This window comes from Marinibacterium profundimaris, from assembly GCF_002210095.1.
GTDB lineage: Bacteria > Pseudomonadota > Alphaproteobacteria > Rhodobacterales > Rhodobacteraceae > Marinibacterium > Marinibacterium profundimaris.
In genome coordinates, this window is the sequence record NZ_AQQR01000012.1 from 99,517 (window position 1) to 124,710 (window position 25,194).

Sequence of the window (25,194 nt, forward strand, 5' to 3'; positions counted from 1 at the left end):
GCCCGTGGTCCCGCATATAGCGCTGCGGACAAAAGAAAAACCCGCAGGCCGGGACCTGCGGGTTTCGATGGCTGTCCGATGAGGATCAGACCGAAGGTTCGGGCTCCATTCCGCCGTCGGGCGGGCTCTTCTTCGGCTTGGTCTTCGGGATTGCGGTGACCGAGGGCGTGTTGCCCTGGTCCGGCGTGTCGCCCTTGTCATCGCCGGATTGCGGCGGCTCGCCCCGGATCACGCGCTGGATCTCGTCGCCGGTCAGCGTCTCGTATTCCAGCAGGCCCTGCGCCAGGCGTTCCCATTGCTCCTGCTGTTCCATCAGGATCGCATGCGCGCGCTCATAGCCTTCCTGGATGTAGCGCCGCACCTCTTCCTCGATCATTTCCTTTGTATGCGCCGACACCGAGAAGCCCGCGGTATTGCCCTGGTAGCCCTCGTGCGCCTCGGCGTAGTCGATGTTGCCGACCTTGTCGGACATGCCCCATCGCATCACCATGGCGCGCGCCAGCTGGCTGGCCTGCATGATGTCGCCGGCGGGGCCGTTCGACACGTGATCGGCGCCGTACTTGATGATCTCGGCGGCCTTGCCGGCCATGGTCATCGCCAGCTTCTGTTCGCATTCGTCGCGGTGATAGTTCAGCCGGTCAATCTCGGGCAAGGACACCACCATGCCGAGCGCCCCGCCACGGGGGATGATCGTCGCCTTGTAGACCGGGTCGCATTCCGGCAGCGCAAGGCCCACGATGGCGTGGCCGGCCTCGTGATAGGCGGTTTTTTCCTTCTGGTCCTGGGTCAGGACCATGGACCGCCGCTCGGCGCCCATCATCACCTTGTCCTTGGCGTTCTCGAAATCTTCCATCGTCACGAAACGACGTCCGACACGGGCGGCCATCAGAGCCGCCTCGTTGACCAGGTTGGCCAGATCGGCGCCCGAGAAGCCGGGCGTGCCGCGCGCGATGATGCGCAGGTCGACATCGGGGCCCAGCGGGGTCTTGCGGGCGTGGACACCCAGGATCTTCTCGCGGCCCTTGATGTCGGGGTTGCCGACGGTGACCTGGCGGTCGAACCGGCCCGGGCGCAGCAGCGCCGGGTCCAGCACGTCCTTGCGGTTGGTCGCGGCGATGATGATCACGCCCTCGTTGGCCTCGAACCCGTCCATCTCGACCAGCAGCTGGTTGAGCGTCTGTTCGCGTTCGTCGTTGCCGCCGCCATAGCCGGCGCCACGATGGCGGCCCACGGCGTCGATCTCGTCGATGAAGACGATACAGGGGGCGTTCTTCTTGGCCTGTTCGAACATGTCGCGGACACGGGACGCACCCACACCCACGAACATTTCAACGAAATCCGAACCGGAAATCGTGAAGAACGGCACGCCGGCCTCGCCTGCGATGGCCCGCGCGAGCAGCGTCTTACCGGTGCCCGGAGGGCCGACCAGCAGCGCGCCCTTGGGAATCTTGCCGCCGAGTCGCGAGAATTTCTGCGGGTTGCGCAGGAATTCGACGATCTCTTCCAGCTCTTCCTTGGCCTCGTCGATGCCCGCGACATCGTCGAAGGTCACGCGGCCGTGCTTTTCGGTCAGCATCTTGGCCTTGGATTTGCCAAAGCCCATGGCACCGCCTTTGCCGCCGCCCTGCATCCGGTTCATGAAGTAGATCCAGACACCGATCAGAAGAAGGAACGGCAGCAGCGAGACGATGAAGGCCTGGAAGCCGGATTGCTGCTGCTGCTCCGCACGGACCGGAACATCGTTTTCAATCAACAGCCTGGTGATCTCGGCGTCTTCGGGCTTGATGGTCACGTAGTCCTGACCGTCGGCACCGCGGAAACGCACCTGTTCCCCGTCGAGCGTCACCTGGTTGACCTCGCCCCCCTCCACGGAGGCCACGAAGTCGGAATAGCTGATCTCGCGGCTCTGCAGCGTGCCCCCGGATCCGCTGAACAGGTTGAACAGCGCAAGGATCAACAGGAACAGGACCACCCAGAACGCGATGTTACGTGCATTTCCCAAGGGAATTCTCCTGACTGCAGGGCCGACATGCCGTCGGCCCGGTTGTCCATAAGATAGAGATCATGTGCCGAGGTTCAATTGGATAATAGTGCGGCAAAGAACGCCTCGGGGCTCTCCTGCAGGTTTGCATGCCATCCGTTGGCCATTCCGGCAAGCGGCGCGGCCACCAGTTCCTCGCCCCGCCACACCGCCGGCGACGCCATGAGCGCGGCGTAGGGCCGCCCCGTCTCGCGCCAGCCGGGGGTCTGGCCTAGCCCGGTGCGACCCAGCGTCCCGATGACCAGATCGTCGCGATCGGCCGCGCCCGCGGCGGTGACGGCCGGGGCGGTCAGGCGCCAGCGCCCGTCCCAAAGCTCTCCCGGGGCGGCGGATTGCGCGCGGGCGAAGGCGTATTCGCGGCAGATCCAGATCGAGGAGCCCGCGACCAAGATGCGGCAGCCCGCCAGCGTGGCGCCGCGGCCGTGGCGCAGCGCGTCGATCGCCTCGGTCATGGCCGCGCGGCGCGGGGGGTAATCGGTGCGCCCGATCCACATCACCGCGCAGAGCAGCAGCCGGCGCGCGATCTCCCGCGGGAGGGTGCGGAAGCGCCGCAGGTCGACGACCACATCGCCGCCGTCGACGGCGGCGATGTCGCGGGCGGTCAGGAACGTGTGCCAGTCCAGCGCCTCGCGCGCCTCGGCCATGTGGCTGGCCACGGCCGCCAGACTACGCGCCGTCAGCCCCAGCGGCTCAAGCTGTTCGAGGATGCGCCGCGCCTGGACCCGTTCGAACCGGGAATCCTCGTTCGAGGGGTCTTCGCACCAGGAGATCCCGTTGCGCCGCAGGTAATCTCGCAGCTGCGCCCGGCTCACCCCCAGCATCGGCCGCAGCAGCGTCACCCCATGCATCGTGCGCCGCACCGGCATGGCGGCCAGCCCGTTGACCCCCGAGGCCCGCGCCAGCCGCATCAGGACCGTCTCGGCCTGGTCGTCGGCGGTATGGCCCAACGCCACCTGCGTGATCCGCCGCTCGCGCGCCCAGTCGGCGATCAGGCGATAACGCGCGTCGCGGGCGGCCGCCTGCAGGTTGCCCTGCCGGTCCCAGCCTTCCCAGGTCAGCGTGACGTGGGGAATGTCCAGCCGCTCCGCCAGAGCGGCGACCGTCTCGGCCTCCTGCAGGGCTTCGGGGCGCAGGCCGTGGTTCACCGTGACCGCCTGCAGCTCGATCGTGCCGGCGGGGAAGGCGCGCGTCAGGATATGCAGAAGGGCGACGGAATCCCCGCCGCCCGAAACGGCAACCCCAATCCGGTCCGGCGGGGTTGCATGGAACTGGGATCGCACGACCGATATGATATCGGTGTCGGCCCCGGTCACTGGCAGCCCAGTGCCTCCATCTCCGCCTGGGCGGTCGGCACCGAACCGGACATCGGGAAGCGGGCCGAAACCTCGGCGAGGGTCAGGCAGGCCTGGTCGCCCTGCCCCAGCTTTCCAAGCGAGCTGCCCAGCAGTGTCAGCGCCTCGGGCGCGACCTGCCCGGTGGGATCGGCGCTGAAGCTGGCAAGATAGGCGCGCGCGGCTTCGCGCGTGTCCTCCAGCCCCGTCAGCGCCTTGCCGCGCTTCAGTTGCGCCTCGGCGGCGAGCGGGCTGCCCGGATAGTTGGTCACGAAGCGCTGGAAACCGTCGGCGGCCTCGCGGTAGCGGGACTCCGCCAGCGCGGTATTGGCGGCGTCGAAATCCGCGCGCTCGCCGATGGCAAGCTCGGTCTGGCCGCCGCTGTTCGCCGGCGGTGTCGGCGGCGCCGGCTGGGCCGGGGCTGCGGCGTCTCCGCCCAGGGTGGTGGTGTCGCCCAGCTGGCTGACATCGCCGCCCTCCAGCTCCACCAGCCGGAATTCGAGATCGCCGATCCGGTTGGTGCCGTCGCGCACGATCTCCTCGATGCGGAACTCCAGCTGCTCGGTCCGCGCGGTCAGCGTCTGCAGGGCGCTCTCCATCGAAGCGACGCGCTCCAGCACCGTGTCGCCGCTCAGCTGAACCGAAGGTGTGCCGGTGGTCGAGAGTTCGCGCTTGAGCTTCTGCACCTCGACATAAAGCATCGAAAGCTCCTGCCGGATGTCCGCCAGGGTCTGCTGGTCCTGCGCCAAGGCCGGCGCGGGGTGCAGGGTCAGAACAGCAAGCGCACAGGCCAGAGCAACGCCGGGAAGCCGAAGCCGCATGATGTTACCCCGTCAACCCGGCCGCGAGCACGGTGACCGCGCGGCGGTTCTTGGCATAGCAGGCCTCGACGCTGCAGATTTCCACGGGGCGTTCCTTGCCGTAGGAGACCGTGCGCAGCCGGTTGGCCGCGACCCCGCGCGAGATCAGGTATTCGCGCGCCGCGTTGGCCCGGCGTTCGCCGAGCGCCACGTTGTATTCGCGGGTGCCCTGTTCGTCGGCATGGCCCTCGATCGTGGCGGTGTAATCGGGGTTCTGGATCAGCCAGGTGGCCTGCCCGTTCAGGGTCTGGCGCGCGGCGTCGTTCAGGGTCGATTCATCGACCAGAAAGAACACGCGGTCGCCCACCGCCTGCTGGAAATAGACCGGCGAGCGGGGATCTGCCGCCGAACCGCCGGCCCCGCCGATGGCGCCGACGCTTCCCGGCGCCGGCGTGGTGATGTCGTTCAGCGCGTCATCCTTGTTGGAGCACGCGGCAAGAAGCCCCGCCACCAGGAAAACCGCCAGCCTGCACGCAGACTTCATGCCTCTACCTCTGGATCATTCTGTTTTTTCATTGGCCCGGTCCTTAACACAGCATCCACGTGTTGTTAACAAATCTGCCCCGATTCGGCAGCCTCCCGCCACAGGGACCGCCGCGCGGCGACACCGGTGGCGCGGATCCGGGTGCAGAGAGCGCCGGCCATAGCGCCGCTACTGCTGCAGCGGCGACCAGGCCGGGTCCGATGCCCCGTCCGGTGTCGGCACCGGTTTCAGGTTCCGGCCCGAGATATCGACCGAGTAAAGCTGTGCCCGCCCCTCGGTGCCCTGGCTTTCACGGGTGAACATGATCACGCGGCCATTTGGCGACCATGTCGGGCCTTCGTCCAGGAACGAAGCCGTGAGCAACCGCTCGCCGGTGCCGTCGGTGCGCATGACGCCGATGTGGAAGCGGCCATTGTTCTGCTTGGTGAAGGCGATCAGATCGCCGCGCGGGGACCAGACCGGCGTGCCGTAGCGGCCCGCCCCGGACGAGATCCGCCGCGCCTCGCCGCCACCGGCGGGCATGATGTAAAGCTGCTGGCCGCCGGAGCGGTCGCTTTCGAAGACAATCTGGCTGCCGTCCGGAGAATAGCTCGGCGCCGTCTCGATCGAGGGTGCGTTGGTCAGCCGGGTCCGCGCGCCGGTCGCCAGGTCCATCGAGAAGATGTCGGTATTGCCGCCCTGCGCCTGGGAAAACACCACCGTCCGCCCGTTGGGCGAGAAGCGCGGCGCGAAGGACATCGAGCCTTCCTGCGTTTCCAGAACCCGGCGCTGCACCTGGCCCACGTCCATCACGTAGATCCTGGGCACGCCGCTTTCATAGCTGGTGTAAAGCACCCGGTCACCCGTGGGCGAGAAGCGCGGCGCCAGCACCAGCGCGTTGCTGTCGGTCAGGTACTGGATGTTGGCCCCGTCGTAATCCATCACCGCCAGACGCTTGCGCCGGTCGTTTTTCGGCCCGCTTTCCGAGACAAAGACCACGCGGCTGTCGAAATAGGGCGCCTCGCCGGTGATGCGGGAATAGACCGTGTCGGCCACCTTGTGTGCCATGCGGCGCCAGCCCTCGGTGGTGCCGACGAATTGCAGGCCCGATCCGACCTCGACCCCCGAGAAGACATCGTAGATGCGGAACTGCACCGTCAGCCGGTCGCCCGACAGCGCCACCGAGCCGGTGATCAGCGCCTGGGCGTTGATCGTCTTCCAGTCGGCGAACTGCACCGGCGCGCCGAAATCGCTGACGGTGGAGATATGGGCCGAGGCCGGGATCTCGCGGAAGAGGCCGGTGCCCGACAGATCCGAGGCGATGACCCGCGCCAGCGAAGTGCCGTATTCCGCCGCCGCCTCGCTTTGCGGGACGAAATCGGGCACCGCGAAGGGCATCGGCTCGATCACGCCGTCGGTGATCTCGATCCGCAATGGCCCCTGCTGGGCCGAGACCGTCGTCGGCGCCGTGAGAGCCATCATGATGGGCAGGATCAGCGCCGTCAGCGCCGCAGGAAGGAAACTCTGGACCGCTCGTCTCATCTGTACTGCATGTTCTCGGGGTTGAAGGTCATTTCGATGTCGCGCCATTGCTCGTATTTCTCTGCCGGCAGGGGATAGCCCTGCTGCCCGCAGCGGATGATGGCCCGACGCGCCGCGTCGAACGCCTGCTGTGCGGCGGTCTGGTCGCCGCCGCTGAAAGACACCAGCCGGATCGAATTGGTCACCGGGCGCCCGTCCGGTGTCATTGCCACGCCCACGACCACTGTGGTCGCCAGGGCGGCGGATGACAAGGATCCCACGCTCCAGCACTGCGAAACACCCACGCGCAGCGCCTCGCGCTCGCCGCCGGTGAGCGGAGGACCGGCAGGTGCCGGGGTCGAGGCGCCGGCCTGGCCCAGCGCGGCGGCCACCGCATCGTCCACCGCCTGGCTGCGGTCGGGGGATTCGGTCTCGGGCTCCGGTTCGGATGGCGTTTCGGGCTGCGCGGTCTCGACCGGCGCCTCCGCCGGGGCGGAGGGGCGCGGACGGTCGGGGCGCGTGGCCGGACGGCGCGACGCTGTCGGCGCGGCGGTGGCGGGCGGCGCCGGTTCGGGGTCCGGCTCGGCCTCCGGCTCCGGCGGCTGATCGGTCGCCTCCTCGGGTGCGGCGGCGTCGCGGGCCTCGGGCGCCTCCTGATCCAGCCCGTCGGGAGAGACCGGTGCCTCTGTCACGGGGTCGGGCCGCGCGTCGGGCGGCGGCGGTGGCGCCGGGGTCGAGGCCTGGCGATCCACCGGCGCGGGTTCGGGCCGGGTCTCGGGAGTCAGTACCGCGGTGTCGTTCGCCGGGGGCTCCGGCGGGGTCGGCTCGGGCAGGTCCTGGGACAGCTCGGGCTCGGGCGGCTGCGGGGCCTCGGGCACGGGCGGCGCCTCGGGGGCGGCCTCGGGTGTCTCGGGCGCAACCGGATCCTGGCGCTCGGGCGGGGTTTCCTCCGTCACCTGCGGCGCGGGCTCCTCCGGGGCAAGCTCTTCGGGCTGGTCCAGGTTGCCGGGCGTTTCGGTGAATTCAGGCCCCGTGCGGGGGGCGGAGAGCGCGGCGTATTCCTCGGCCGAGATCAGAGAGACCTCGGTCACCGTCACCGGCTCCGGTTCGGAGCGGAAGAATCCCCCCACGATCACCCAGACCACCAGTCCGACGTGTGCGATCCCCGATATGGCCGTGCCTGTCTGCACCGCCTGCGCCTCACCCGTCCGACGCGTCGTCCAGCGTCGGGCCGCCGCTGTCCGTCACCAGGCCGATGTTCGAGAAGCCGCCGGCATTGAGAGCGCCCATGACCTCCATCACCACCGAATAGGGCACGCGCCCGTCCGCGCGCAGGAAAACACGGTCCGAGGTCCGCTCGGCGATGATGCCGCGCAGGCGGCTGACCAGCTCTTCGCGGGGCACGTCGGTGGTCTGGATCTGCACCGCGCCCTCGGCGGTGACGGTCACGGTCAGCGGCTCTTCCTCGGCCTCGGGCAGCGCGTTGGCCGCCGTGCGGGGCAGTTCGACCGGAACGCCCACGGTCAGCAAAGGCGCGGCCACCATGAAGATGATCAGCAGCACCATCATCACGTCGACGAAGGGCGTGACGTTGATCTCGGCCATGGGGCGCGCGCGGCGGTGTCCCCGCTTGCGCGTCCGGCGCTCGGTGTTCTGGATGGCGGCGCCCATGGCTCAGCTGTCCAGCTGGCGCGACAGGATGGTGGCGAATTCGTCGGCGAAGGTTTCGTACCCCGCAACGATCCGGTCCCCGTCGGACGACAGCTTGTTGTAGAAGATCACCGCCGGGATGGCGGCAAAGAGGCCGAGGCCCGTGGCCATCAGCGCCTCGGCGATACCGGGCGCCACGACGGCAAGGTTGGTGTTCTGCTGTTCGGCGATGTCGATGAAGGCGGTCATGATGCCCCAGACCGTTCCGAAGAGCCCGACGAAGGGTGCCGTCGCGCCGATCGTGGCCAGGACCGACAGGCCCGAGGCCTGGGCTTCGGCCTCCTTGGCGATGGCCACGTCCATCGACCGGTCGATCCGGTCCATGGCGCCGCCGATCAGCCGCCCGTCCTCGCGGTGCGACCGGCGCCATTCGGCCATGCCGGCAATGAACACCCGGTCAATCGCGCTGCGCGGCGCATTGGCGATCTGGTCGAACAGCCCGTCCAGGGGCTCTCCGGACCAGAATTCGCGGTCGAAGGTTTTGGCCCGGCTGCGCGCGATGCGGAAAGCCATGTGTTTCTGGATGATGATCGCCCAGGACCAGAACGATGACAGCAGCAAAGCCAGCATCACCAGCTTCACTGTCAGGGTCGCACGCAGGAAAAGTCCCCAGGCCGAAAAATCAATCGCCTGGGCCGCTGCCAGAGTTTCCGTTTCCATCCGCCTGCTCGTCGCTCACTTGGAAAGTGGGGCCGGTTCCGGCCGTTTGTTTGCGGAAAAGTTAATGCATTCCCCGGCAGAAGGCCACCGGAACCACCGGAAACGTGATCATAATCCGCGACCGAGTGCGCGAATCTCTGCCGGGAGCCGGGTCGGACGGCCCGAAACCTCCATCGAAACAACGGTGACGCGGGCGGTGAAGACCACCTGCCGGTCGCGCAGCACCACCTGCTCCAGCCGCAGCCGCGCGCCGGTGACGTCCAGGACACGGGTTTCCACGGTCAGCTCGTCCTCGAACCGCGCAGCCGAGAGGTAGTCACAGTCCATGTGCCGCACGACGAACACCACCCCCGCTTCGCGCAGGGCGATCTGGTCGATGCCCAGAGACTTCACCCACTGGCTGCGGGCGCGTTCGATGAAACGCAGGTAATTGGCGTGATAGACGATGCCACCCATGTCGGTGTCTTCGTAATAGACCTGCAGGGTGAAGGTGTGGGTCATGGGATGTCCTTGCGGTGGCGGGCAAAGGCGCGGGTGGCGGTCATTGCGCCGCCTGCATCCGCGCGGACAGCCGCAGCGCCATTGCGGGGTCCTGGTCCATCGCCGGCAGCACCGGGTCATAGGCCGCCCGGATCAGCGCCGCGATATCGGGGCGCAGCAGCACCGTCTCGCCCGCGCGTCCCAGCACCGAGCGGTCGGCAAAGGCGGTGTCGGACCACAGCAGCACGGTCTGCGCCACCTGCGCCAGGGCCAGGTCCTCGGCGGGGACGGACGACAGCGCCTCGTCCATCCGCAGGAAGACGAAGGCCGCCTTGATTGCGCCGGCCTTGTCGAAGCGGAAGATCCGGTACTGGTTCGCCTGTGCCGCGACCAGCCGGTCGAGCAGCGGACCAAGGTCCGGGATCAGCCGGTCGAGGTCGGGCAGCTCGCGCAGCTCGTCCCAGTCGCGGAAGAAGAAGACCATGCAATTGGCGCCCAGCTCGGGGTCGGTCTCGGTCAGCAGCGGCTGGTCGGCCAGCGTCGCGACCGCCTCGAAGGCGCCCTTGACCGTGGCCAGCGTCGCATCGTCCACGCCGATCACCACCGGCGCGATCGGCCGCCCCCAGCGGGCAAAAAGAAAGCTGCCGTCGGCGCGGGTGAACAGCGCCTCGATCTCGGAAGGGTCAAGCAAATCGGTCATGGGGGACGCTTTAGGCGGCGTGCGGGCGTCAGGCAAGGGCGGCCGCCTCACGGCGCAAAGGCATAGCCGAAGCGCGCGATATCCGTGGCACAGGCCCGGCCCACCGCCTCGGCCGCCGCATCGGTGTAATAGCCGCGGAAGTCGCGGTCCCGGTCCGAGCCGTTCTCGACCGGCAGTTCCAGCCGGAAGCCAAGTTGCCCCCAGAGCGGTGCGGCGTCGGCGTCCAGATGTTCCAGCCGGATATAGAGCGCGCATTGCTCCACCCCGTCGGCGCGGGTCATGTAGCTGGCGGCGGGGCTGGCGCGCAGGCCGGCCAGCACGCCGGGATCGCTGGCGAAATCGGTGAAGTCCATCCGCTGCGCCTTGGCGACGGTGGGATGATCGAACCCCTGCGCGCGCAGCCAGTGGTAATAGCTGACCATCCGGTCCCAGGGATTGCGCACCAGCGTGAAGGCGAACAGCCCTTTCAGCTCATCCAGCGCGACAAGCCCGTCGATATCGGCCAGCGTGGAATGTTTCCACAGCCGCCCCCGGCTCTCCACCCCCTTCACGCGCTTGCGCCGGCGCCGTGCCTTCGGCGTGTCGCCCAGCAGGATGTCGTCCTTCATGGCCCGGCCTTCCAGCGCCAGCGCCATCGCCGTGCCGCCGGTCTTTGGAATGTGAACAAAGACATAGCCCCGTCCGCGGCTGAGGATCATCCCGCCCCCTATGCGGCCCTTTTCATTGCCGGCCCAACCCCGCATTATGCCGCCCTGTCAGTACCATAAGACGCATCAGCCGGGAGGGGAACCATGGGGTGGATGAGCGACGAGACGGGCCTTGGGAAATGTGCGGCCAACCACGTGCCGCTGACGCCCCTGTCGGGCCTGCGCCGGGCGGCGGATGTCTACCGTGACGAACTGGCCGTGGTCCACGGTGACCACCGCAAGACCTATGCCGAATACATCGAAAGGGTCACGCGCCTGGCCTCGGCCCTGGCGGCGATGGGCGTGGCACCGGGCGAGGTCGTGGCGACCATCCTGCCCAACATCCCCGCCCATGCCGAGGCGCATTTCGGGGTGCCCGCCTGCGGCGCCGTGCTGAACGCGATCAACACGCGGCTCGATGCGCATACGGTCGCCTATATCTTCACCCATGGCGAGGCGAAGGTGGCACTGGTCGACAGCCAGTTCCTGCCCGTGGCCGAGGCCGCCATCGCCGAGATGGACAGCGACGGCCCCGTGATCATCGAGGTGCCGGACGAGGCCCATGGCCACCCCGCCTCGGGCCGCTACCGGACCTACGAGGATCTGCTGGCCTCGGGCGATCCCGGCTATGACTGGGTCCTGCCGGAGGACGAATGGGAGAGCCTCGCGCTCAACTACACATCCGGCACCACGGGCAAGCCCAAGGGCGTGGTCTATTCGCACCGCGGGGCCTATCTGAACGCCATGGGCCAGGTGATCAGCTGGAACATGGTGCAGCGCCCCCGCTACCTGACGATCGTGCCGCTGTTTCACTGCAACGGCTGGTGTCACACCTGGATGATGCCGATGGTCGGCGGCTGCGTGGTCTGCTGCCGCGACATCACCGCGCCCGCGATCTTCGACGCCATCGCCGACGAACATGTCACCCATTTCGGCGGCGCGCCCATCGTGCTGAACATGCTCATCAACGCGCCCAGGCACGAACGGCGGGATTTCGGCCATGTGGTCGAGGTCTTCACCGCCGGCGCGCCCCCCGCCCCCGCGACCCTGTCCAAGATCGAACCGATGGGCTTCAACGTCACCCATGTCTACGGGCTGACCGAGGTCTACGGCCCGGCGACCGAATGCACCTGGGGTCCCGGGCTCGACCGTCTGACGGGGACCGAGCGGGCCAAGGCCAAGGCGCGCCAGGGCGTGGCGATGCCCTTCATGGAACATGTCACCGTGGTCGACGAGAACATGGCCCAGATCCCGATGAACGCCGAAGCCGATGGCGAGATCGTGTTTCGCGGCAATGGCGTGATGAAGGGCTATTACAAGAACCCGGAAGCCACCGAGGAGGCCTTCAAGGGCGGCTACTTCCACTCCGGCGACATCGCGATCCAGCACCCCGACACCTACGTCCAGATCACCGACCGCGCCAAGGACATCATCATCTCCGGGGGCGAGAACATCTCTTCGGTCGAGATCGAGGCGGCGCTGATGGATCACCCGGCGGTGTCGCTGGCCGCCGTGGTGGCGAAGCCGGACGAGAAATGGGGCGAGGTGCCCTGCGCCTTTGTCGAGCTGAAGGCGGGCGAGACGGTCGACGAAGCCGAGATGATCGCCCATGCCCGCGAGAGGATCGCCCATTACAAGGCGCCGAAAAAGGTCGTGTTCCAGGAGCTTCCCAAGACCTCGACCGGCAAGATCCAGAAGTTCGAACTGCGCAACCTGGCCAAAACCCTGTGACGCGGGTGATTCGGCCACCCGCATTGCCGCCCGGACACAGGGCGTGATAGGCTCGGCCAAAAGAACGAGGCGGCAGACCCCACATCCATGACGGCGTTAACCCGGTACCAACGCATCGAAGCCACGGGGCTTTGGCGGGCCCGGCCCGAGGACCAGCGCCGAGAAGTCGTCGTGTCCCTGGGCGAGGCGACGCTCGTGATCACGGATCTCAACGACCGGGCGCTGACCCATTGGTCGCTGGCGGCGGTGCTGCGGGACAATCCCGGCGAGCGGCCGGCGATCTTCTATCCCGACGGCGATCCCGGCGAGACGCTGGAACTTGCCGAGTCCGAAGGCGACATGATCGACGCGATCGAAACGCTGCGCAAGGCGATCGACCGCGCCCGGCCGAAGCCGGGGCGGCTGCGGTCGGTAGGGATATTGGTGTCGGTCGTGGCGGTGGTACTGCTGGGCATCTTCTGGGTGCCCGGGGCGCTGAAACAGCAGGCCCTGACGGTGGTCCCCGCCATCAAGCGGCAGGAGATCGGGCGTTCGATGCTGCGCCGGGCAGAAAGGGTCTCGGGCCGGGCCTGCACACTGAGCGATGCGCGCGGGCCGCTGGCCCGGCTGGCGGCCCGCACCGGCGTGCGCGAGATCGCGGTGATGCCCGGCGGTGTGCGCGAAGCGCTGGCCCTGCCCGGCGGTCTCGTCATCCTGAACCGGTCCCTGATCGAGGATCACGAGGATCCTGCCGTCGCCGCCGGCCACATCCTGGCCGAGCGCGCCCGCGCGGGCCGGCGCGATCCGCTGGACGCGCTGCTCAGCTATGCCGGGCCGATGGCGTCGTTCCGGCTGCTGACCACCGGCGAGATCACCAACGAAACGCTGACCGAATACACCGAATACGCCCTGACCCGTCCGCGGCCGGACCTGCCGGAAGAGGTGCTTCTGGCCGCCTTTACCGAAGCCAGGGTGCCCTCGACCCCCTTTGCCTATGCCGTCGATGCCACGGGTGAATCCGTTCTTTCCCTGATCGAGGCCGACCCGATGACCGGCCTTGAGGCCCCGGCGGTGATGACCGACCGGGACTGGGTGATGCTGCAGAACATCTGCCTGGCCGATTGATCCCGGCGTATGGGGACCCGGGCCGCTGCCTGAACCCCGCCCGCATTTGCCGAACCGGATCGCCTCAGCGCAACAGCCGCGCCCCGGAATACCCCGCGCCGCGCACCTTGTTGAGCGCATCCTGCGCTGCGCCGGCGCTGGTATAGGGTCCGGCCAGGACAAGCGGGTAGGTCTTGTTGCCCTGTTTCGCCATGCCCAGCCGCGTACTCAGCCCGCTGGCGCGCGCGAGCTGCTTCGCCGCGCGCCGCGCATCGGCCTCGGAGCCGAAGGCGCCGACCCGCACGTAACTCGGCTTGGTCTGCGCTTGCGGCGTGGCGGTCTTGGCGGCGGCCGGCGCGGTCTGCGCCTTGGCCGCGACGCCGCCATACAGCGGATCGGTGACCGAGGCGGAGGTGTCCCGGCTTTGCACCCGGTTGCGCTGGATCCGTACCACCGGCACGTTCTGCGGCTTCACGATCTGGCGCGGCACACCGTCCTGCCAGACCTGCGCCATCTGGGCATTGCCCGTGGCCGTGCCCACACCGCGGTTCGGGTTCAGCCGGTCGTCGTCCCAGACCCGCCGATAGCCCGGCGGCACCGTGGCCGCGCGCTGTGTCGGCGGCGCAAGCGTCCGCTCGGCCCGTTGCGGGTTCAGCCGGCCATCGTCCCAGACCGGGCGATAGCCTTCGGGCACCGGCAGGTTTTGCGCATTGGCGCGCTCTTCGTAGACATGCAACGGAATGACCCGCGTATTCGGCCCGATCACGGCGGTCGAAGCGGTCGTCGTCGTGGTGCTGCGCGGCTTCGGCACCGGCTGCGGCGCGGGCGCTGCGACGCGTTGCGGCGTGGTCGTCCGGGGCGCCGGGGGCGTCACGCGCGGGGCCGGCGCAGGTTCGGATTTCGTGGTCTGGAACACGGTCGGCGGCGGCGCCGGAGACGGCTCTCGCGTTGTGGTCGGCGCGGCAAAAAGCGGCGGCGGGGCCTGCCGGGGCGCGGCCGCCGGCGCGGGATCGGATTTCGTCGTCTCGAAGACCGCGGGCGGCGGGGCCGATGACGGCGTGCGGACCGGGGCCGGCGCGGCGGGTGTGGCGGAGGCCGTCGAAGTGGGCTGCGACACGCTCTGTGCAGGACGCGGAGCGGGCGCCGGCGCCGTGCTGGACGGCGCGATCGTGATCTGCTCCACCTGCTGGCGGGGGGCGGTCGGCTGGCTTTGGGCGGTGCTTGCTGTGGCGGTCGGCGTATAGCCGCAGACCAGCTTTCGGTCCCGCGTCACCCGCGGCACCCAGGTGACGTTCCCGTCGATCCCGGCGCGGATATAGACACAGCCCCGGCTGTCCACGTACTGGTTGCCGCCGTAGGAGACCGGCGGAAACTCGGCCGGCGTCTGCCCGTCGCGCAGGGACTGCGCCCCGGCGGATCCGGCAAGACACGCCGTCAGCAGCAGGACGGCAATAGGTTTTGTCGCGCGCATCGTTGCCCCCACAAGATGTAGAAACCATGATGACTCAGAACCGGCCAGCCGTAAAGTCCTGCAAGCTGTTGGCCAGGGCCTATTTTTCGGGTCTACTTTGTCCCGAACATCCGGTCCCCGGCATCGCCCAGCCCGGGCACGATGTAGCCCTTTTCATTCAGCCGCTTGTCCACAGAGGCGGTGACGATATGCACGTCCGGATGCGCTGTCCGCATGCGCTCCACCCCCTCGGGCGCGGCCAGAAGGCAGAGGAAGCGGATGTCCCTGGCGCCCGCCTCCTTCAGCAGGTCCACGGCGGCGGCCGATGAATTGCCGGTGGCCAGCATCGGATCAACGGCGATCACAAGCCGGTCCTCCAGCCCTTCGGGGACCTTGAAGTAATATTGCACCGGCTGCAGCGTCTCTTCGTCCCGGTAGAGCCCGACAAAGCCCACCCGGGCCGAGGGCACCAGTTCGAGCACACCGTCCAGCATGCCGTTGCCCGCGCGCAGGATCGACACGACGGCCATCTTCTTGCCGGCGATCGCGGGGGCCTCCATCTCTTCGATGGGGGTGTCGATCGTCTTGGTGGTCATCGGCAGTTCGCGGGTGATCTCGTAGGCCAGCAACAGCGTGATCTCGCGCAGAAGCTGCCGGAATTCCGATGTTGGCGTCGCCTTGTCGCGCATCAGCGTAAGCTTGTGCTGCACCAGCGGGTGATCGACGACGGTCAGGTGTTCGGACATGGGGCGGCCTCCGGGTTTTTGTTCTTTTGCGCCAGCGCGCCGCGCGTATCAAGCCGCGAGTGCCCCCGTCGTCTGGCGCGTCACTCCGGGTCCGGCTCGAAGATCTCCTCGATCCGCTGCCCGAAGGCCGCCGCGATCCGGAAGGCCAGCGGCAGGCTCGGATCGTAGCGGCCGCGCTCCAGCGCGTTGACCGTCTGGCGCGACACGTCCAGCCGCCCGGCCAGTTCGGCCTGCGACCACCCGCAGGCCTGCCGCAGCACGGCGATCCGGTTCTTCATCGGTAGCGCAGGTTGGCGACGATCAGACCTATCGTCCAGAACCCCGCCATCAGCGGCCAGACCGCGAACATCGACAGTTTCGCGTAGCCGACGTTCTCGAGGAACCCGTAGCTGAACGTGACCAGCGCCGTTCCGGCGAAGGCCATCGCCAGCGCCTCGAACTGCAGCTTGCGCTGGAATTCGTCGATGCGCCGGATCTCGCGCCAGATCATCCAGCAGATGCCCACGCCCGGCACCATCGGCGCAAGGGTCAGCGCGATCCGCAGCGCCTCCGGCCCGTTCACATGCGCGAGGGTCCGGATGGACAGGACCAGGATCGCGACGTAGGCGAAGATCATCGCGACCAGACCAACCAGGTGTTTCAGCATTCCGGGATTCTCCTCATGACCGACCAGCCCAATGTAAAGCACCCTTTACCTGCCATGGAGTCCGAGATCAGTAAAGGACCCTTTACATTCGTCCGCCTGACAAAGGTTTCCCTGGCCGAGATCGCCGCCCACATGTCCGACCCGCGCGTGGCCGAACACATGCCGCTGCTCACCGCTCCCTGGGACGAGGATGACGCCCGGGCCTTCGTCGCGGCCAAGGAGGCCTGCTGGGTCCGCGATGGCCTGGGCCACTGGGCCTTCCTGGCAAAGGGCGACTACATCGGCTGGGGCGGGTTCCAGAAAGAGGGCGAGGAATGGGACTTTGGCCTGGTGCTGAAACCTGACCGCTTCGGCCTTGGCCTGCCGCTCGCCCGGCAGGCGCTGGCCTTTGCCCGCGCCGATCCGCGCATTCCCTTCGTCACCTTCCTGCTGCCGCCCAGCCGCACCCGCCTGGGCGCCCTGCGCCGGCTCGGCGCGCGGCCGGTGGGAGAGACGGACCATGCCGGCGAAAGGTTCCTGAAGTTCCGCCTGGAGACCTGAGCCGGCCAGCCGCGAAAAAGCCAGCCGCGAAAATGCAGTGTCCGCTCAGCGGCTTCCCGTGTTATCTGGTGCCCACCGCCCCGCCACCACGCGACCGGGCAAACGGGCAAACGGGCAAACGGGAGAGTGACATGACACGCATCACCACCATCGCCTTCGCGGGCCTCGCAGGTCTCACCGCCGCCTGTCAGCCCCAGCCCGAGGCGGCGCCGCCCGCCGTCGGCCTGGCCAACCCGGCCTCGGTCTTTTGCGTCGAGAGCGGCGGCCGGTCCGAGATCCGAAGCGATTCCACCGGCCAGACCGGCGTCTGCGTTCTGCCCGACGGCTCCGAGGTGGACGAATGGGAGTACTATCGCGCGAACGCCCCCGCCTGACCGCGAGCCGGGCCGCAAGGCCCGGTCGAGCACCCGGCACGGCCTAGGCCAGGAACGACCGCCCCGGCCCCTGCCCCGGCACGCCCAGATGCGTCGCGACCGAGGCCGCCACATCGGCGAAGGCCACCTGTCCAAGGCACCCGGCCCCGCGCCCCGAGACCAGCACGGGCACCCGCTCGCGCGTGTGATCCGTTCCGGTCCAGCTGGGATCGTTGCCGTGATCGGCGGTCAGCACCAGCAGATCGTCGGGCCGCAGCATCGGCAGGATCGTCCCGATCCCCGCATCGAACCGCTCCAGCGCCGCCGCGTAGCCGGCGATATCCCGGCGATGGCCGTAAAGGCTGTCGAACTCGACGAAATTGGCGAAGGTCAGGCTGCCGTCCTCGGCGGTGGCCACCAGATCGGCCAGATGCGTCATCAGCTCGGCATCCGTGCCCTTGCGCACCTCGTCGATCCCCGTCATCGAGAAGATGTCGCCGATCTTGCCCACCGCGTGGACCCGCCGCCCGGCCTCCTGCACCCAGTTGGTCAGCACCGGTGCCGGGGGCGCCACGGCATAGTCGCGCCGGTTCACGGTCCGGGTAAAGCCCGTCTCCGGCGAACCGACGAAGGGCCGCGCGATGACCCGGCCGACGTTCATCTCGTGCAGACGCGGCGCCACCGCGGCACAGAGATCCAGCAGCCGCTGCAGGCCGAAGCTTTCTTCATGCGCGGCGATCTGAAAGACGCTGTCGGCGGAGGTATAGCAGATCGGCCAGCCGGTCTTCATATGCGTGGCGCCCAGGTCGGCCAGGATCATCGTGCCGGAGGCATGGCGATTGCCCAGCACCCCGTCCGTCCCTGCCACCTGCGCCACATAGGCCGTCAGGTCGTCCGGAAAGGCCGGCACCTCGTCGGGGAAATAGTGCCAGTCCCAGGGAACCGGAAGGCCGGCCAGCTCCCAGTGGCCCGAGGGCGTGTCCTTGCCGCGCGACGTCTCTGTCGCCGCGCCCCATAGGCCCCTGGGCTGCGTCTCGAGCCCCGGCGCATGGGCGCCCGAGGCCAGCCCGACGGCGGCACCGAGACCGAGCCCCGCGAGGTTGGGCAGACACAGCGGCCCGGACCGGCCGATGTCGGCGCGCCCTTCGGAACAGGCCTCGGCGATATGGGCCAGCGTGTTGGTCCCGGTGTCCGGCACCCGGCCATTGAAATAGGATCCGGCATCGGGCGCCCCGCCGATGCCCACCGAATCCATCACCACGAGGAAAGCCCGGGGCATCAGCCCAGAGTCTCGCGGATCAGCGCCGGGGTCTCGACCGGCTCGGGGCCGATGGTGATCGCCGCGCGGATCGCCTCGGCCGCCTGCGCCGCCCCGTCCTCGCGCGCCGCGTGAACAGAGGCCAGCGGGCTGCCCGGCTCAACCTTCGTGCCCAGCGTGACGATGCGCGAGAAACCCACCGCCGGATCGATCGTGTCGCTTTCCACCTTTCGGCCGCCGCCCAGGCTGACCGAGGCGAGGCCCAGCGCCTGCCCGTCGATCGCGGTGACATAGCCGGCGGTCCCGGCGGTGGCCTCGGTGATGACATTGGCCTCGGGCAGGAAGCGCCGCCAGTTCTCGTCAAAGTCGACGGGGCCGCCCATGGCGACGACCATGCCGCTGAACCGTTCGGCGGCGCGGCCATCGGCGATGGCGGCGCGGATCGCCGTCTCGCCCTCGGCATCGGTCTTCACCAGTCCCGAATCGGCCAGCGCCATGCCGCCCAGCCGGGCCGAAAGCTCCAGCAACGGGCCCGTCGCCTCTCCCACCAGCACCTTCATCGCCTCCTCGATCTCAAGCGCGTTGCCGATGGCCGGCGCCAGCGGCTGGCTCATGTCCGAGATCACGGCCCGGGTCTTGCAGCCGGCGGCATTGGCCGTGGCACACAGCGCCGTGGCCAGCGCCCGCGCCTCTTCGCGGGATTTCATGAAGGCGCCCGAACCTGTCTTGACGTCCAGCACCAGTGTCTGCGTCCCGGCGGCCAGCTTCTTCGACAGGATCGAGGCGGTGATCAGGTCGAGGCTGTCCACCGTCGAGGTCACGTCGCGCACCGCATACAGCCGCTTGTCCGCCGGTGCGATATCGGCGGTCGCGCCGACGATGGCGCAGCCCGCCGCGTCGATGATCGCGCGCAGCCGCTCCTCGGTGACCTGGGTGGACACGCCCGGGATCGCCTCGAGCTTGTCGAGCGTGCCGCCGGTATGGCCCAGCCCGCGCCCCGACAGCAGCGGGGCAAAGGCGCCGCAGGCCGCCAGCGCGGGCGCCACGACGAAGGACACGCAATCGCCCACGCCGCCGGTGGAATGCTTGTCGACCACCGGGCCGCCCAGGTCCCATGTCAGCACATGGCCGCTGTCGCGCATCGCCAGGGTCAGCGCGGTGGTGCCCTCGGGCGTCAGCCCCGTGGTACAGATCCCCATGGCGAAGGCCCCGGTCTGGGCATCGCTGATGGCGCCCCCGGTCAGACCCTCGATGAACCAGCGCAGCGCCTCCGGAGACGGCGACACGCCGTGGCGCAGCTCGGCCAGGATGCGGCGGGCGTCCCAGGCCATGGGTCAGCCCTTCTCCATATGCGCCGGCGTGAAGGCGCCGGGCAGCAGGTCGGCGATGGTGGTGGCGAATTCGGCGCCGTCCACCGTGGCCAGCGTCACCGGCGTCTCGCCCTTGCCGAATTCGGCCAGCTTCTGGCGGCAGCCGCCGCAGGGCGGCACCGGAGCAGGACTGTCGGCGATGACATAGACCTCGGTCAGCTCCGTCTCGCCCGCCGCGACCATGGCGGCGATGGCCCCGGCCTCGGCACAGGTGCCTTCGGGATAGGCGACGTTCTCGACGTTCACGCCCGGATAGACCCGGCCCGACGCGCCCCGGATCGCCGCGCCGACCTTGAAGTTGGAATAGGGCGCATAGGCCTTGTCGCGGATGGCGGTGGCTGTGGCCTTGAGATCGGTGTCGGACATGCTGTCTCTCGGAAAACGGTGGAAGGTCTGTTGTAGCGCAAGGGGTTGGGCGGGCAAACGTGTTACGGCGTCACGGGTCGTGCCGCGATGCGGGGGGTCGTCCATCTCACTCTCCCTTTGCGGCGAAGAGTGGCGAGGCGGCCTGCAAATATCAAGCGCGCCGGTGGCCGGTCTGCCTGCTGTTCCCGCCCCGTCACCCCCCGTCACCCCGCGCCGGCCCGCGCGGCGCGCGGCACGGACGGTCAGCGCACGCTTGCCTGCGATTCCGGTCGCGGGCGGCCTTTCGCCGCCCTGCCGGTGTCCGCACGGCGGCCAATCGCGCCGCAGGTGCCCGATGCCCGTTTCCATCGCGGATCAATTTGGTTTAGGGCTAAATTATCCTTATCGTGGAGCCGCCCCATGGCCGATCAACCGACCGACAACGAGACCCTGCGCCAGGCCGCGCTGTTCTATCACGAATACCCCAAGCCGGGGAAACTCGAGATCCGGGCAACCAAGCCCATGGCGAACGGCAGGGACCTGGCGCGCGCCTATTCCCCCGGCGTGGCCGAGGCCTGCCTGGAGATCCGCGACGACCCGGTGAACGCCGCGCGCTACACGTCGCGCGGGAACCTCGTGGCCGTGGTGTCGAACGGGACGGCGGTTCTGGGGCTGGGCAATATCGGCGCGCTGGCCTCCAAGCCGGTGATGGAAGGCAAGGCCGTGCTCTTCAAGAAGTTCGGCGGGCTCGACTGTTTCGACATCGAGGTGAACGAGACCGACCCCGAGAAGCTTGCCGACATTGTCTGCGCGCTGGAGCCGACCTTTGGCGCGATCAACCTTGAGGACATCAAGGCCCCCGATTGTTTCGTGGTCGAGAAGATCTGCCGCGAGCGGATGAACATCCCCGTCTTCCATGACGACCAGCACGGCACCGCCATCGTCGTGGGCGCGGCGGCCAAGAACGCGCTGCACGTGGCCGGAAAGGCCTTCGAAGACATCAAGGTCGTGTCCACGGGGGGCGGCGCGGCCGGCATCGCCTGCCTGAACATGCTGCTGAAGCTGGGCGTGAAGCGCGAGAACGTCTGGCTTTGCGACGTGCACGGGCTGATCTACGAGGGCCGGACCGAAGACATGAACCCGCAGAAGGCCGCCTATGCCCAGCCCACCGACCTGCGCACGCTGGACGACGTGATCGAGGGCGCGGACCTGTTCCTGGGCCTGTCGGGTCCGAACGTGCTGACGCCCGCGATGGTGGCAAAGATGACCCGCCAGCCGATCATCTTCGCGCTGGCCAATCCCAACCCCGAAATTCAGCCCGCCGCCGCGCGCGAGGTCGCCCCCGACGCGATCATCGCCACCGGCCGGTCGGACGTGCCGAACCAGGTCAACAACGTGCTCTGCTTCCCGTTCATCTTCCGGGGCGCGATCGACGTCGGCGCGACCGAGATCAACGACGAAATGGCGCTGGCCTGCATCGAGGGCATCGCCCAGCTGGCCCGCCAGACCACCAGCGCCGAGGCCGCCGCCGCCTACCAGGGCGAACAGATGACCTTCGGACCAGATTACCTGATCCCGAAACCCTTCGATCCCCGCCTTGTCGCCGTCGTCTCGACGGCCGTGGCGAAGGCGGCGATGGACAGCGGTGTCGCCACGCGCCCCCTGCCCGACATCAAGGCCTACAAGGAAAAGCTGCAAGGCTCCGTCTTCCGCTCGGCCCTTCTGATGCGCCCGGTGTTCGAGGCCGCGACCAGCGCCTCGCGCCGGATCGTCTTTGCCGAGGGCGAGGAGGAGCGCGTGCTGCGCTGCGCCCAGGCGATGCTGGAGGAGACGACGGAGAAGCCGATCCTGATCGGCCGGCCCGACGTGATGGAAATGCGCTGCGACCGGCTGGGGCTGAAGGTGCGCCCGGGCACGGATTTCGAGATCGTGAACCCGGAAAACGACCCGCGCTACCGCGACTACTGGGAGACGTATCACGGCATCATGAGCCGCCGCGGTGTCACGCCCGATCTGGCCCGCGCGATCATGCGCACCAACACCACCGCCATCGGGGCGATCATGGTGCACCGCGACGAGGCCGACAGCCTGATCTGCGGCACCTTCGGCCAGTACCGCTGGCATCTGAACTACATCCGTCAGGTCCTGGGATCGCCCAAGTACCATCCCCATGGCGCGCTGAGCATGATGATCCTGGAGGACGGGCCTTTGTTCATCACCGACACCCAGGTGCGGCCCGAACCCTCGCCCGAGGAGATCGCGGAAAGCGCCATCGGTGCCGCCCGCCATGCCCGCCGCTTCGGGGTGGAGCCGGCCGTGGCGCTGTGTTCGCAATCGCAGTTCGGCAACCTGGACACCGAGACGGCACAGCGGATGCGGGCGGCGCTGGCAATCCTCGACGCGCGCGAGGTCGACTTTGTCTATGAAGGCGAGATGAACGTGGACAGCGCGCTGGACCCCGAGGCCCGCGCCCGCCACCTGCCCGAAAGCCGGATGCAGGGCGCGGCCAACATCCTGGTCTTCGCCAATGGCGACACCGCCAACGGCGTGCGCAACATCCTGCGGATGAAGGGCAACGCGCTCGAGGTCGGTCCGATCCTGATGGGCATGGGCAACCGCGCCCATATCGTGACGCCCTCGATCACGGCGCGCGGCCTGCTGAACATGGCCGCCCTCGCGGGAACGCCGGTCACGCAATACGAATGACGTGATCCCTGTCCGGCCCGGTGACCCCGCCGGGCCGGACATGAAAAAGGCCCGCAAGGGGCCGCGTCAGGTCAGGCTGGGATGTGGTGGGCCGGTCCGCTCTGACCGGGGTCGCGTTCCCTCCCTGACGGGGACGGGAACGCGACCTTTCCGTCATTTCTTGACGGTCTTCGTGCCGGGCTTGCTCGGCTTTTGCTTCTTGTCGCCCATGGGCGTTTGTCCTGTGCATGAGGGCCGGCGGGATGCCGGCCCTGCAGAAATCAGAGCGCCCGGCCGCGCGATTCCGCAAGTGCGGCGTCATCCGTTACAGAAGATGTGATCGGCCCCGCGACGCCCTTTCGGCCCCTGTCGCCGCGCCCCACACCGCGGTTAACAAATTTTCAAGCGATTTCAGGATGAGTAAAGAGACCTTCGCTTTTTCGTAAATCCCCGCTTGATATCGCAAACAGCGGCAGGGGCGCGCGGGATCGCGACTTGCGCGACAGCCTTCGCCGCCGTTTACTTCCTCAAACGCCGGGATCACGCGGGATGGAGGAGCATCGCGATGAGCTACGCAGACGTCTACCAATCTTGGACATCCGACCCCGAAGCCTTCTGGATGGAGGCCGCCGGCGCCATCGACTGGGCCAGGCCGCCCAGCCGAGCGCTCGATGACAGCAACGCGCCGCTTTACGAGTGGTTCACCGACGGCATGGTCAACACCTGCTACAACGCGGTCGACCGACACGTCGAGAACGGGCGCGGCGACCAGATCGCGATCATCCACGACAGCCCGGTCACCGGCACGGTGCGCAAGATTTCCTATGTCGAGCTGCGCAACCGCGTGGCGATGCTGGCCGGGGCGCTGCGCGCCAAGGGCGTCGAGAAGGGCGACCGCGTCATCATCTACATGCCGATGATCCCCGAGGCGCTGGAGGCGATGCTGGCCTGCGCCCGGCTCGGCGCGATCCACTCCGTCGTCTTCGGCGGCTTCGCCGCGCATGAGCTGGCCGTGCGGATCGACGACGCCAAGCCCAAGGCGATCATCGCCGCCTCCTGCGGGATCGAGCCGGGGCGCGTTGTCCATTACAAGCCGCTCCTCGACGGCGCGATCGAACAGGCGCATCACAAGCCCGATTTCTGCGTGATCTTCCAGCGCGAACAGGAAGTCGCGCACCTGGAAGAGGGCCGCGATGTGTCGTGGCACGGGTTCCAGTTCGGCGTGGAACCGGCGGAATGCGTGCCGGTCGAGGGCAACCACCCGGCCTATATCCTCTATACCTCGGGCACCACCGGCGCGCCGAAGGGCGTGGTGCGGCCCACCGCCGGGCACCTGGTGGCGCTGAACTGGACGATGAAGAACATCTACGATGTCGATCCGGGCGATGTCTTCTGGGCCGCCTCCGATGTCGGCTGGGTCGTGGGGCACAGCTATATCTGTTACGGGCCGCTGATCGCCGGCAACACCACCATCGTCTTCGAAGGCAAGCCGGTCGGCACCCCCGATGCCGGCACGTTCTGGCGCGTGATCTCGGACCACAAGGTGAAAAGCTTCTTCACCGCCCCCACCGCCTTCCGCGCGGTGAAGCGCGAGGATCCGAAGGGCGAATACCTGAAGAAATACGATATTTCCTGCCTGAAGAAGATCTACCTGGCCGGCGAGCGCGCCGATCCGGACACGATCAACTGGGCCAAGGACAAGACCGGCCTGCCCATCATCGACCATTGGTGGCAGACCGAAACCGGCTGGGCCATCGCCGCCAACCCGGCTGGGATCGAGATGCTTGACATCAAGGTGGGCTCGCCCTCGGTCGCGATGCCGGGCTACGACGTGCAGATCCTGGACGAGGCCGGGCACCCGATGAAGCCCGGCGAGCTCGGCGCGATTGCGGTGAAGCTGCCGCTGCCGCCGGGCACCCTGCCGACGCTCTGGAACGCGGAAGAGCGTTTCCGCAAGAGCTACCTCACCACCTTCCCCGGCTATTACGAGACCGGCGATGCCGGCATGGTGGACGGGGACGGGTATCTTTACATCATGGCGCGCACCGATGACGTCATCAATGTCGCGGGCCACCGCCTGTCCACCGGCGCGATGGAAGAGGTCCTGGCCTCGCATACCGATGTCGCCGAATGCGCCGTGATCGGGGTGACCGATGAGCTGAAGGGACAATTGCCGCTGGGCTTTGTCTGCCTGACCAAGGGCGTGAACCGCCCGTATGACGAGATTACGGCGGAATGCGTGAAGCTGATCCGTGACCAGATCGGGCCGGTCGCGGCCTTCAAGCTGGCCGTGGTGGTGGACCGCCTGCCCAAGACCCGCTCGGGCAAGATCCTGCGCGCCACGATGGTGAAGATCGCCGACAGCGAAAGCTTCAAGATGCCGGCCACGATCGACGACCCCGAGATCCTGGACGAGATCGCCGAAGCGCTGAAAAGCATTGGCTACGCCAGGGACAAGACCCCGGCCTGATCTCTCCGGCCATGTAAGCCTGTCGCACCGCGCAAGGCGGCCTTGCGCGGCGTTCCGCTTGGCAA

The 25,194-nt window shown here is 68.1% G+C and carries 25 protein-coding genes; 7 read left to right on the top strand and 18 right to left on the bottom strand.

All coding sequences use genetic code 11. The features are described from left to right. Window positions 1–85: 85 nt before the first annotated feature. From ftsH to ATO3_RS20880, 11 genes are all read right to left on the bottom strand, one after another. The gene (gene ftsH / locus ATO3_RS20830; protein ID WP_088651836.1) at window positions 86–2,002 is read right to left on the bottom strand and encodes an ATP-dependent zinc metalloprotease FtsH; all 1,917 of its coding nucleotides are present in this window, start codon (window positions 2,000–2,002) and stop codon (window positions 86–88) included. 74 nt (window positions 2,003–2,076) lie between these two features. Continuing rightward, window positions 2,077–3,354 carry a tRNA lysidine(34) synthetase TilS gene (gene tilS, locus ATO3_RS20835; RefSeq protein ID WP_088651837.1) on the bottom strand — a complete coding sequence of 426 codons (1,278 nt, stop codon included), beginning with the start codon at window positions 3,352–3,354 and terminating at the stop codon, window positions 2,077–2,079. Continuing rightward, on the bottom strand, window positions 3,351–4,193 hold the full coding sequence (ybgF, locus tag ATO3_RS20840; protein WP_088651838.1) for a tol-pal system protein YbgF: 843 nt from the start codon (window positions 4,191–4,193) through the stop codon (window positions 3,351–3,353). The genes tilS and ybgF overlap by 4 nt, the downstream gene beginning before the upstream one ends. Before the next feature lie 4 nt (window positions 4,194–4,197). Then, the gene (pal, locus tag ATO3_RS20845) at window positions 4,198–4,716 is read right to left on the bottom strand and encodes a peptidoglycan-associated lipoprotein Pal (protein WP_088651839.1); all 519 of its coding nucleotides are present in this window, start codon (window positions 4,714–4,716) and stop codon (window positions 4,198–4,200) included. A gap of 168 nt (window positions 4,717–4,884) precedes the next feature. Then, the gene (gene tolB / locus ATO3_RS20850) at window positions 4,885–6,237 is read right to left on the bottom strand and encodes a Tol-Pal system beta propeller repeat protein TolB (RefSeq protein ID WP_088651840.1); all 1,353 of its coding nucleotides are present in this window, start codon (window positions 6,235–6,237) and stop codon (window positions 4,885–4,887) included. Next, window positions 6,234–7,406, bottom strand: coding sequence for an energy transducer TonB (locus ATO3_RS20855; RefSeq protein WP_088651841.1), 1,173 nt, complete (start codon window positions 7,404–7,406; stop codon window positions 6,234–6,236). Before ATO3_RS20855 ends, tolB begins: the two co-directional genes overlap by 4 nt. Before the next feature lie 10 nt (window positions 7,407–7,416). Next, window positions 7,417–7,887, bottom strand: a complete 471-nt coding sequence (gene tolR, locus ATO3_RS20860) for a protein TolR (protein ID WP_088651842.1) — start codon at window positions 7,885–7,887, stop codon at window positions 7,417–7,419. 3 nt (window positions 7,888–7,890) lie between these two features. After that, window positions 7,891–8,586, bottom strand: coding sequence for a protein TolQ (tolQ, locus tag ATO3_RS20865; RefSeq protein WP_088651843.1), 696 nt, complete (start codon window positions 8,584–8,586; stop codon window positions 7,891–7,893). A gap of 108 nt (window positions 8,587–8,694) precedes the next feature. Further along, window positions 8,695–9,087, bottom strand: a complete 393-nt coding sequence (gene ybgC / locus ATO3_RS20870) for a tol-pal system-associated acyl-CoA thioesterase (RefSeq protein ID WP_088651844.1) — start codon at window positions 9,085–9,087, stop codon at window positions 8,695–8,697. Between the two features lie 40 nt (window positions 9,088–9,127). Next, entirely contained in the window at window positions 9,128–9,766 is a 639-nt protein-coding gene (locus ATO3_RS20875) for a hypothetical protein (RefSeq protein ID WP_198963332.1), read from the bottom strand. Window positions 9,767–9,813: 47 nt separating this feature from the next. Then, window positions 9,814–10,464, bottom strand: a complete 651-nt coding sequence (locus tag ATO3_RS20880) for a sulfotransferase family protein (protein WP_088651845.1) — start codon at window positions 10,462–10,464, stop codon at window positions 9,814–9,816. A gap of 93 nt (window positions 10,465–10,557) precedes the next feature. On the opposite strand from ATO3_RS20880, the gene ATO3_RS20885 reads away from it, so the two are divergent. Both ATO3_RS20885 and ATO3_RS20890 read left to right on the top strand, forming a co-directional pair. Further along, window positions 10,558–12,183 (top strand): AMP-binding protein, encoded by a 1,626-nt coding sequence (locus ATO3_RS20885; RefSeq protein WP_088651846.1) that lies wholly within the window; start codon window positions 10,558–10,560, stop codon window positions 12,181–12,183. A gap of 87 nt (window positions 12,184–12,270) precedes the next feature. Continuing rightward, complete coding sequence (locus ATO3_RS20890; protein WP_088651847.1) at window positions 12,271–13,287, top strand: hypothetical protein; 1,017 nt, start codon at window positions 12,271–12,273, stop codon at window positions 13,285–13,287. Window positions 13,288–13,351: 64 nt separating this feature from the next. Here the strand turns inward: ATO3_RS20890 and ATO3_RS29270 are convergent, their stop codons facing one another. Then, on the bottom strand, window positions 13,352–14,002 hold the full coding sequence (locus ATO3_RS29270) for an SPOR domain-containing protein (RefSeq protein WP_233152240.1): 651 nt from the start codon (window positions 14,000–14,002) through the stop codon (window positions 13,352–13,354). Between the two features lie 4 nt (window positions 14,003–14,006). On the opposite strand from ATO3_RS29270, the gene ATO3_RS29275 reads away from it, so the two are divergent. Then, window positions 14,007–14,510 carry a hypothetical protein gene (locus ATO3_RS29275; protein WP_233152241.1) on the top strand — a complete coding sequence of 168 codons (504 nt, stop codon included), beginning with the start codon at window positions 14,007–14,009 and terminating at the stop codon, window positions 14,508–14,510. Between the two features lie 319 nt (window positions 14,511–14,829). Here the strand turns inward: ATO3_RS29275 and upp are convergent, their stop codons facing one another. The 3 genes from upp to ATO3_RS20910 form a co-directional block, all read right to left on the bottom strand. Then, the gene (gene upp, locus ATO3_RS20900) at window positions 14,830–15,462 is read right to left on the bottom strand and encodes a uracil phosphoribosyltransferase (RefSeq protein WP_088651849.1); all 633 of its coding nucleotides are present in this window, start codon (window positions 15,460–15,462) and stop codon (window positions 14,830–14,832) included. A gap of 80 nt (window positions 15,463–15,542) precedes the next feature. Continuing rightward, the gene (locus tag ATO3_RS20905) at window positions 15,543–15,740 is read right to left on the bottom strand and encodes a helix-turn-helix transcriptional regulator (RefSeq protein WP_088651850.1); all 198 of its coding nucleotides are present in this window, start codon (window positions 15,738–15,740) and stop codon (window positions 15,543–15,545) included. Then, complete coding sequence (locus ATO3_RS20910) at window positions 15,737–16,108, bottom strand: hypothetical protein (protein WP_088651851.1); 372 nt, start codon at window positions 16,106–16,108, stop codon at window positions 15,737–15,739. Before ATO3_RS20910 ends, ATO3_RS20905 begins: the two co-directional genes overlap by 4 nt. 54 nt (window positions 16,109–16,162) lie before the next feature. Here ATO3_RS20910 and ATO3_RS20915 point away from each other — a divergent pair, with 54 nt between their 5' ends. After that, complete coding sequence (locus ATO3_RS20915; RefSeq protein WP_088651852.1) at window positions 16,163–16,648, top strand: GNAT family N-acetyltransferase; 486 nt, start codon at window positions 16,163–16,165, stop codon at window positions 16,646–16,648. 131 nt (window positions 16,649–16,779) lie between these two features. After that, window positions 16,780–17,022, top strand: coding sequence for a putative hemolysin (locus ATO3_RS20920; RefSeq protein WP_088651853.1), 243 nt, complete (start codon window positions 16,780–16,782; stop codon window positions 17,020–17,022). A 43-nt stretch (window positions 17,023–17,065) separates the two neighbouring features. Here ATO3_RS20920 and ATO3_RS20925 read toward each other — a convergent pair whose 3' ends face one another. Genes ATO3_RS20925 through ATO3_RS29580 form a run of 3 tightly spaced genes read right to left on the bottom strand, consistent with a single transcriptional unit; the run spans window position 17,066 to window position 19,995 of the window. Further along, complete coding sequence (locus ATO3_RS20925; RefSeq protein WP_088651854.1) at window positions 17,066–18,280, bottom strand: phosphopentomutase; 1,215 nt, start codon at window positions 18,278–18,280, stop codon at window positions 17,066–17,068. Beyond that, window positions 18,280–19,590 carry a thymidine phosphorylase gene (locus ATO3_RS20930; protein ID WP_088651855.1) on the bottom strand — a complete coding sequence of 437 codons (1,311 nt, stop codon included), beginning with the start codon at window positions 19,588–19,590 and terminating at the stop codon, window positions 18,280–18,282. The genes ATO3_RS20925 and ATO3_RS20930 overlap by 1 nt, the downstream gene beginning before the upstream one ends. Before the next feature lie 3 nt (window positions 19,591–19,593). Then, a complete protein-coding gene (locus tag ATO3_RS29580) occupies window positions 19,594–19,995 on the bottom strand; it encodes a cytidine deaminase (RefSeq protein WP_158218030.1) in 402 nt (133 codons plus the stop codon). 399 nt (window positions 19,996–20,394) lie between these two features. Between ATO3_RS29580 and ATO3_RS20940 the strand changes: the two genes are divergently transcribed. Next, window positions 20,395–22,680 carry an NADP-dependent malic enzyme gene (locus ATO3_RS20940; protein ID WP_088651857.1) on the top strand — a complete coding sequence of 762 codons (2,286 nt, stop codon included), beginning with the start codon at window positions 20,395–20,397 and terminating at the stop codon, window positions 22,678–22,680. A gap of 544 nt (window positions 22,681–23,224) precedes the next feature. Beyond that, window positions 23,225–25,129, top strand: a complete 1,905-nt coding sequence (gene prpE, locus ATO3_RS20945; protein ID WP_088651858.1) for a propionate-CoA ligase PrpE — start codon at window positions 23,225–23,227, stop codon at window positions 25,127–25,129. Window positions 25,130–25,194 lie beyond the last annotated feature (65 nt).

Coding starts and splice junctions, on each gene's coding strand:
- pal (WP_088651839.1), bottom strand. CDS start 4,716: ATGAAGTCTGCGTGCAGGCTGGCGGTTTTCCTGGTGGCGGGGCTTCTT.
- ATO3_RS20905 (WP_088651850.1), bottom strand. CDS start 15,740: ATGAAGAACCGGATCGCCGTGCTGCGGCAGGCCTGCGGGTGGTCGCAG.
- ybgC (WP_088651844.1), bottom strand. CDS start 9,087: ATGACCCACACCTTCACCCTGCAGGTCTATTACGAAGACACCGACATG.
- ATO3_RS20930 (WP_088651855.1), bottom strand. CDS start 19,590: ATGGCCTGGGACGCCCGCCGCATCCTGGCCGAGCTGCGCCACGGCGTG.
- upp (WP_088651849.1), bottom strand. CDS start 15,462: ATGTCCGAACACCTGACCGTCGTCGATCACCCGCTGGTGCAGCACAAG.
- ATO3_RS29580 (WP_158218030.1), bottom strand. CDS start 19,995: ATGTCCGACACCGATCTCAAGGCCACAGCCACCGCCATCCGCGACAAG.
- tolR (WP_088651842.1), bottom strand. CDS start 7,887: ATGGGCGCCGCCATCCAGAACACCGAGCGCCGGACGCGCAAGCGGGGA.
- tolQ (WP_088651843.1), bottom strand. CDS start 8,586: ATGGAAACGGAAACTCTGGCAGCGGCCCAGGCGATTGATTTTTCGGCC.
- ATO3_RS29275 (WP_233152241.1), top strand. CDS start 14,007: ATGACCCGCGTATTCGGCCCGATCACGGCGGTCGAAGCGGTCGTCGTC.
- ATO3_RS20915 (WP_088651852.1), top strand. CDS start 16,163: ATGGAGTCCGAGATCAGTAAAGGACCCTTTACATTCGTCCGCCTGACA.
- ATO3_RS20890 (WP_088651847.1), top strand. CDS start 12,271: ATGACGGCGTTAACCCGGTACCAACGCATCGAAGCCACGGGGCTTTGG.
- ATO3_RS20940 (WP_088651857.1), top strand. CDS start 20,395: ATGGCCGATCAACCGACCGACAACGAGACCCTGCGCCAGGCCGCGCTG.
- ATO3_RS20875 (WP_198963332.1), bottom strand. CDS start 9,766: ATGACCGATTTGCTTGACCCTTCCGAGATCGAGGCGCTGTTCACCCGC.
- ybgF (WP_088651838.1), bottom strand. CDS start 4,193: ATGCGGCTTCGGCTTCCCGGCGTTGCTCTGGCCTGTGCGCTTGCTGTT.
- prpE (WP_088651858.1), top strand. CDS start 23,225: ATGAGCTACGCAGACGTCTACCAATCTTGGACATCCGACCCCGAAGCC.
- ATO3_RS20880 (WP_088651845.1), bottom strand. CDS start 10,464: ATGATCCTCAGCCGCGGACGGGGCTATGTCTTTGTTCACATTCCAAAG.
- ATO3_RS20910 (WP_088651851.1), bottom strand. CDS start 16,108: ATGCTGAAACACCTGGTTGGTCTGGTCGCGATGATCTTCGCCTACGTC.
- ATO3_RS20920 (WP_088651853.1), top strand. CDS start 16,780: ATGACACGCATCACCACCATCGCCTTCGCGGGCCTCGCAGGTCTCACC.
- ATO3_RS20885 (WP_088651846.1), top strand. CDS start 10,558: ATGGGGTGGATGAGCGACGAGACGGGCCTTGGGAAATGTGCGGCCAAC.
- ATO3_RS20925 (WP_088651854.1), bottom strand. CDS start 18,280: ATGCCCCGGGCTTTCCTCGTGGTGATGGATTCGGTGGGCATCGGCGGG.
- tolB (WP_088651840.1), bottom strand. CDS start 6,237: ATGAGACGAGCGGTCCAGAGTTTCCTTCCTGCGGCGCTGACGGCGCTG.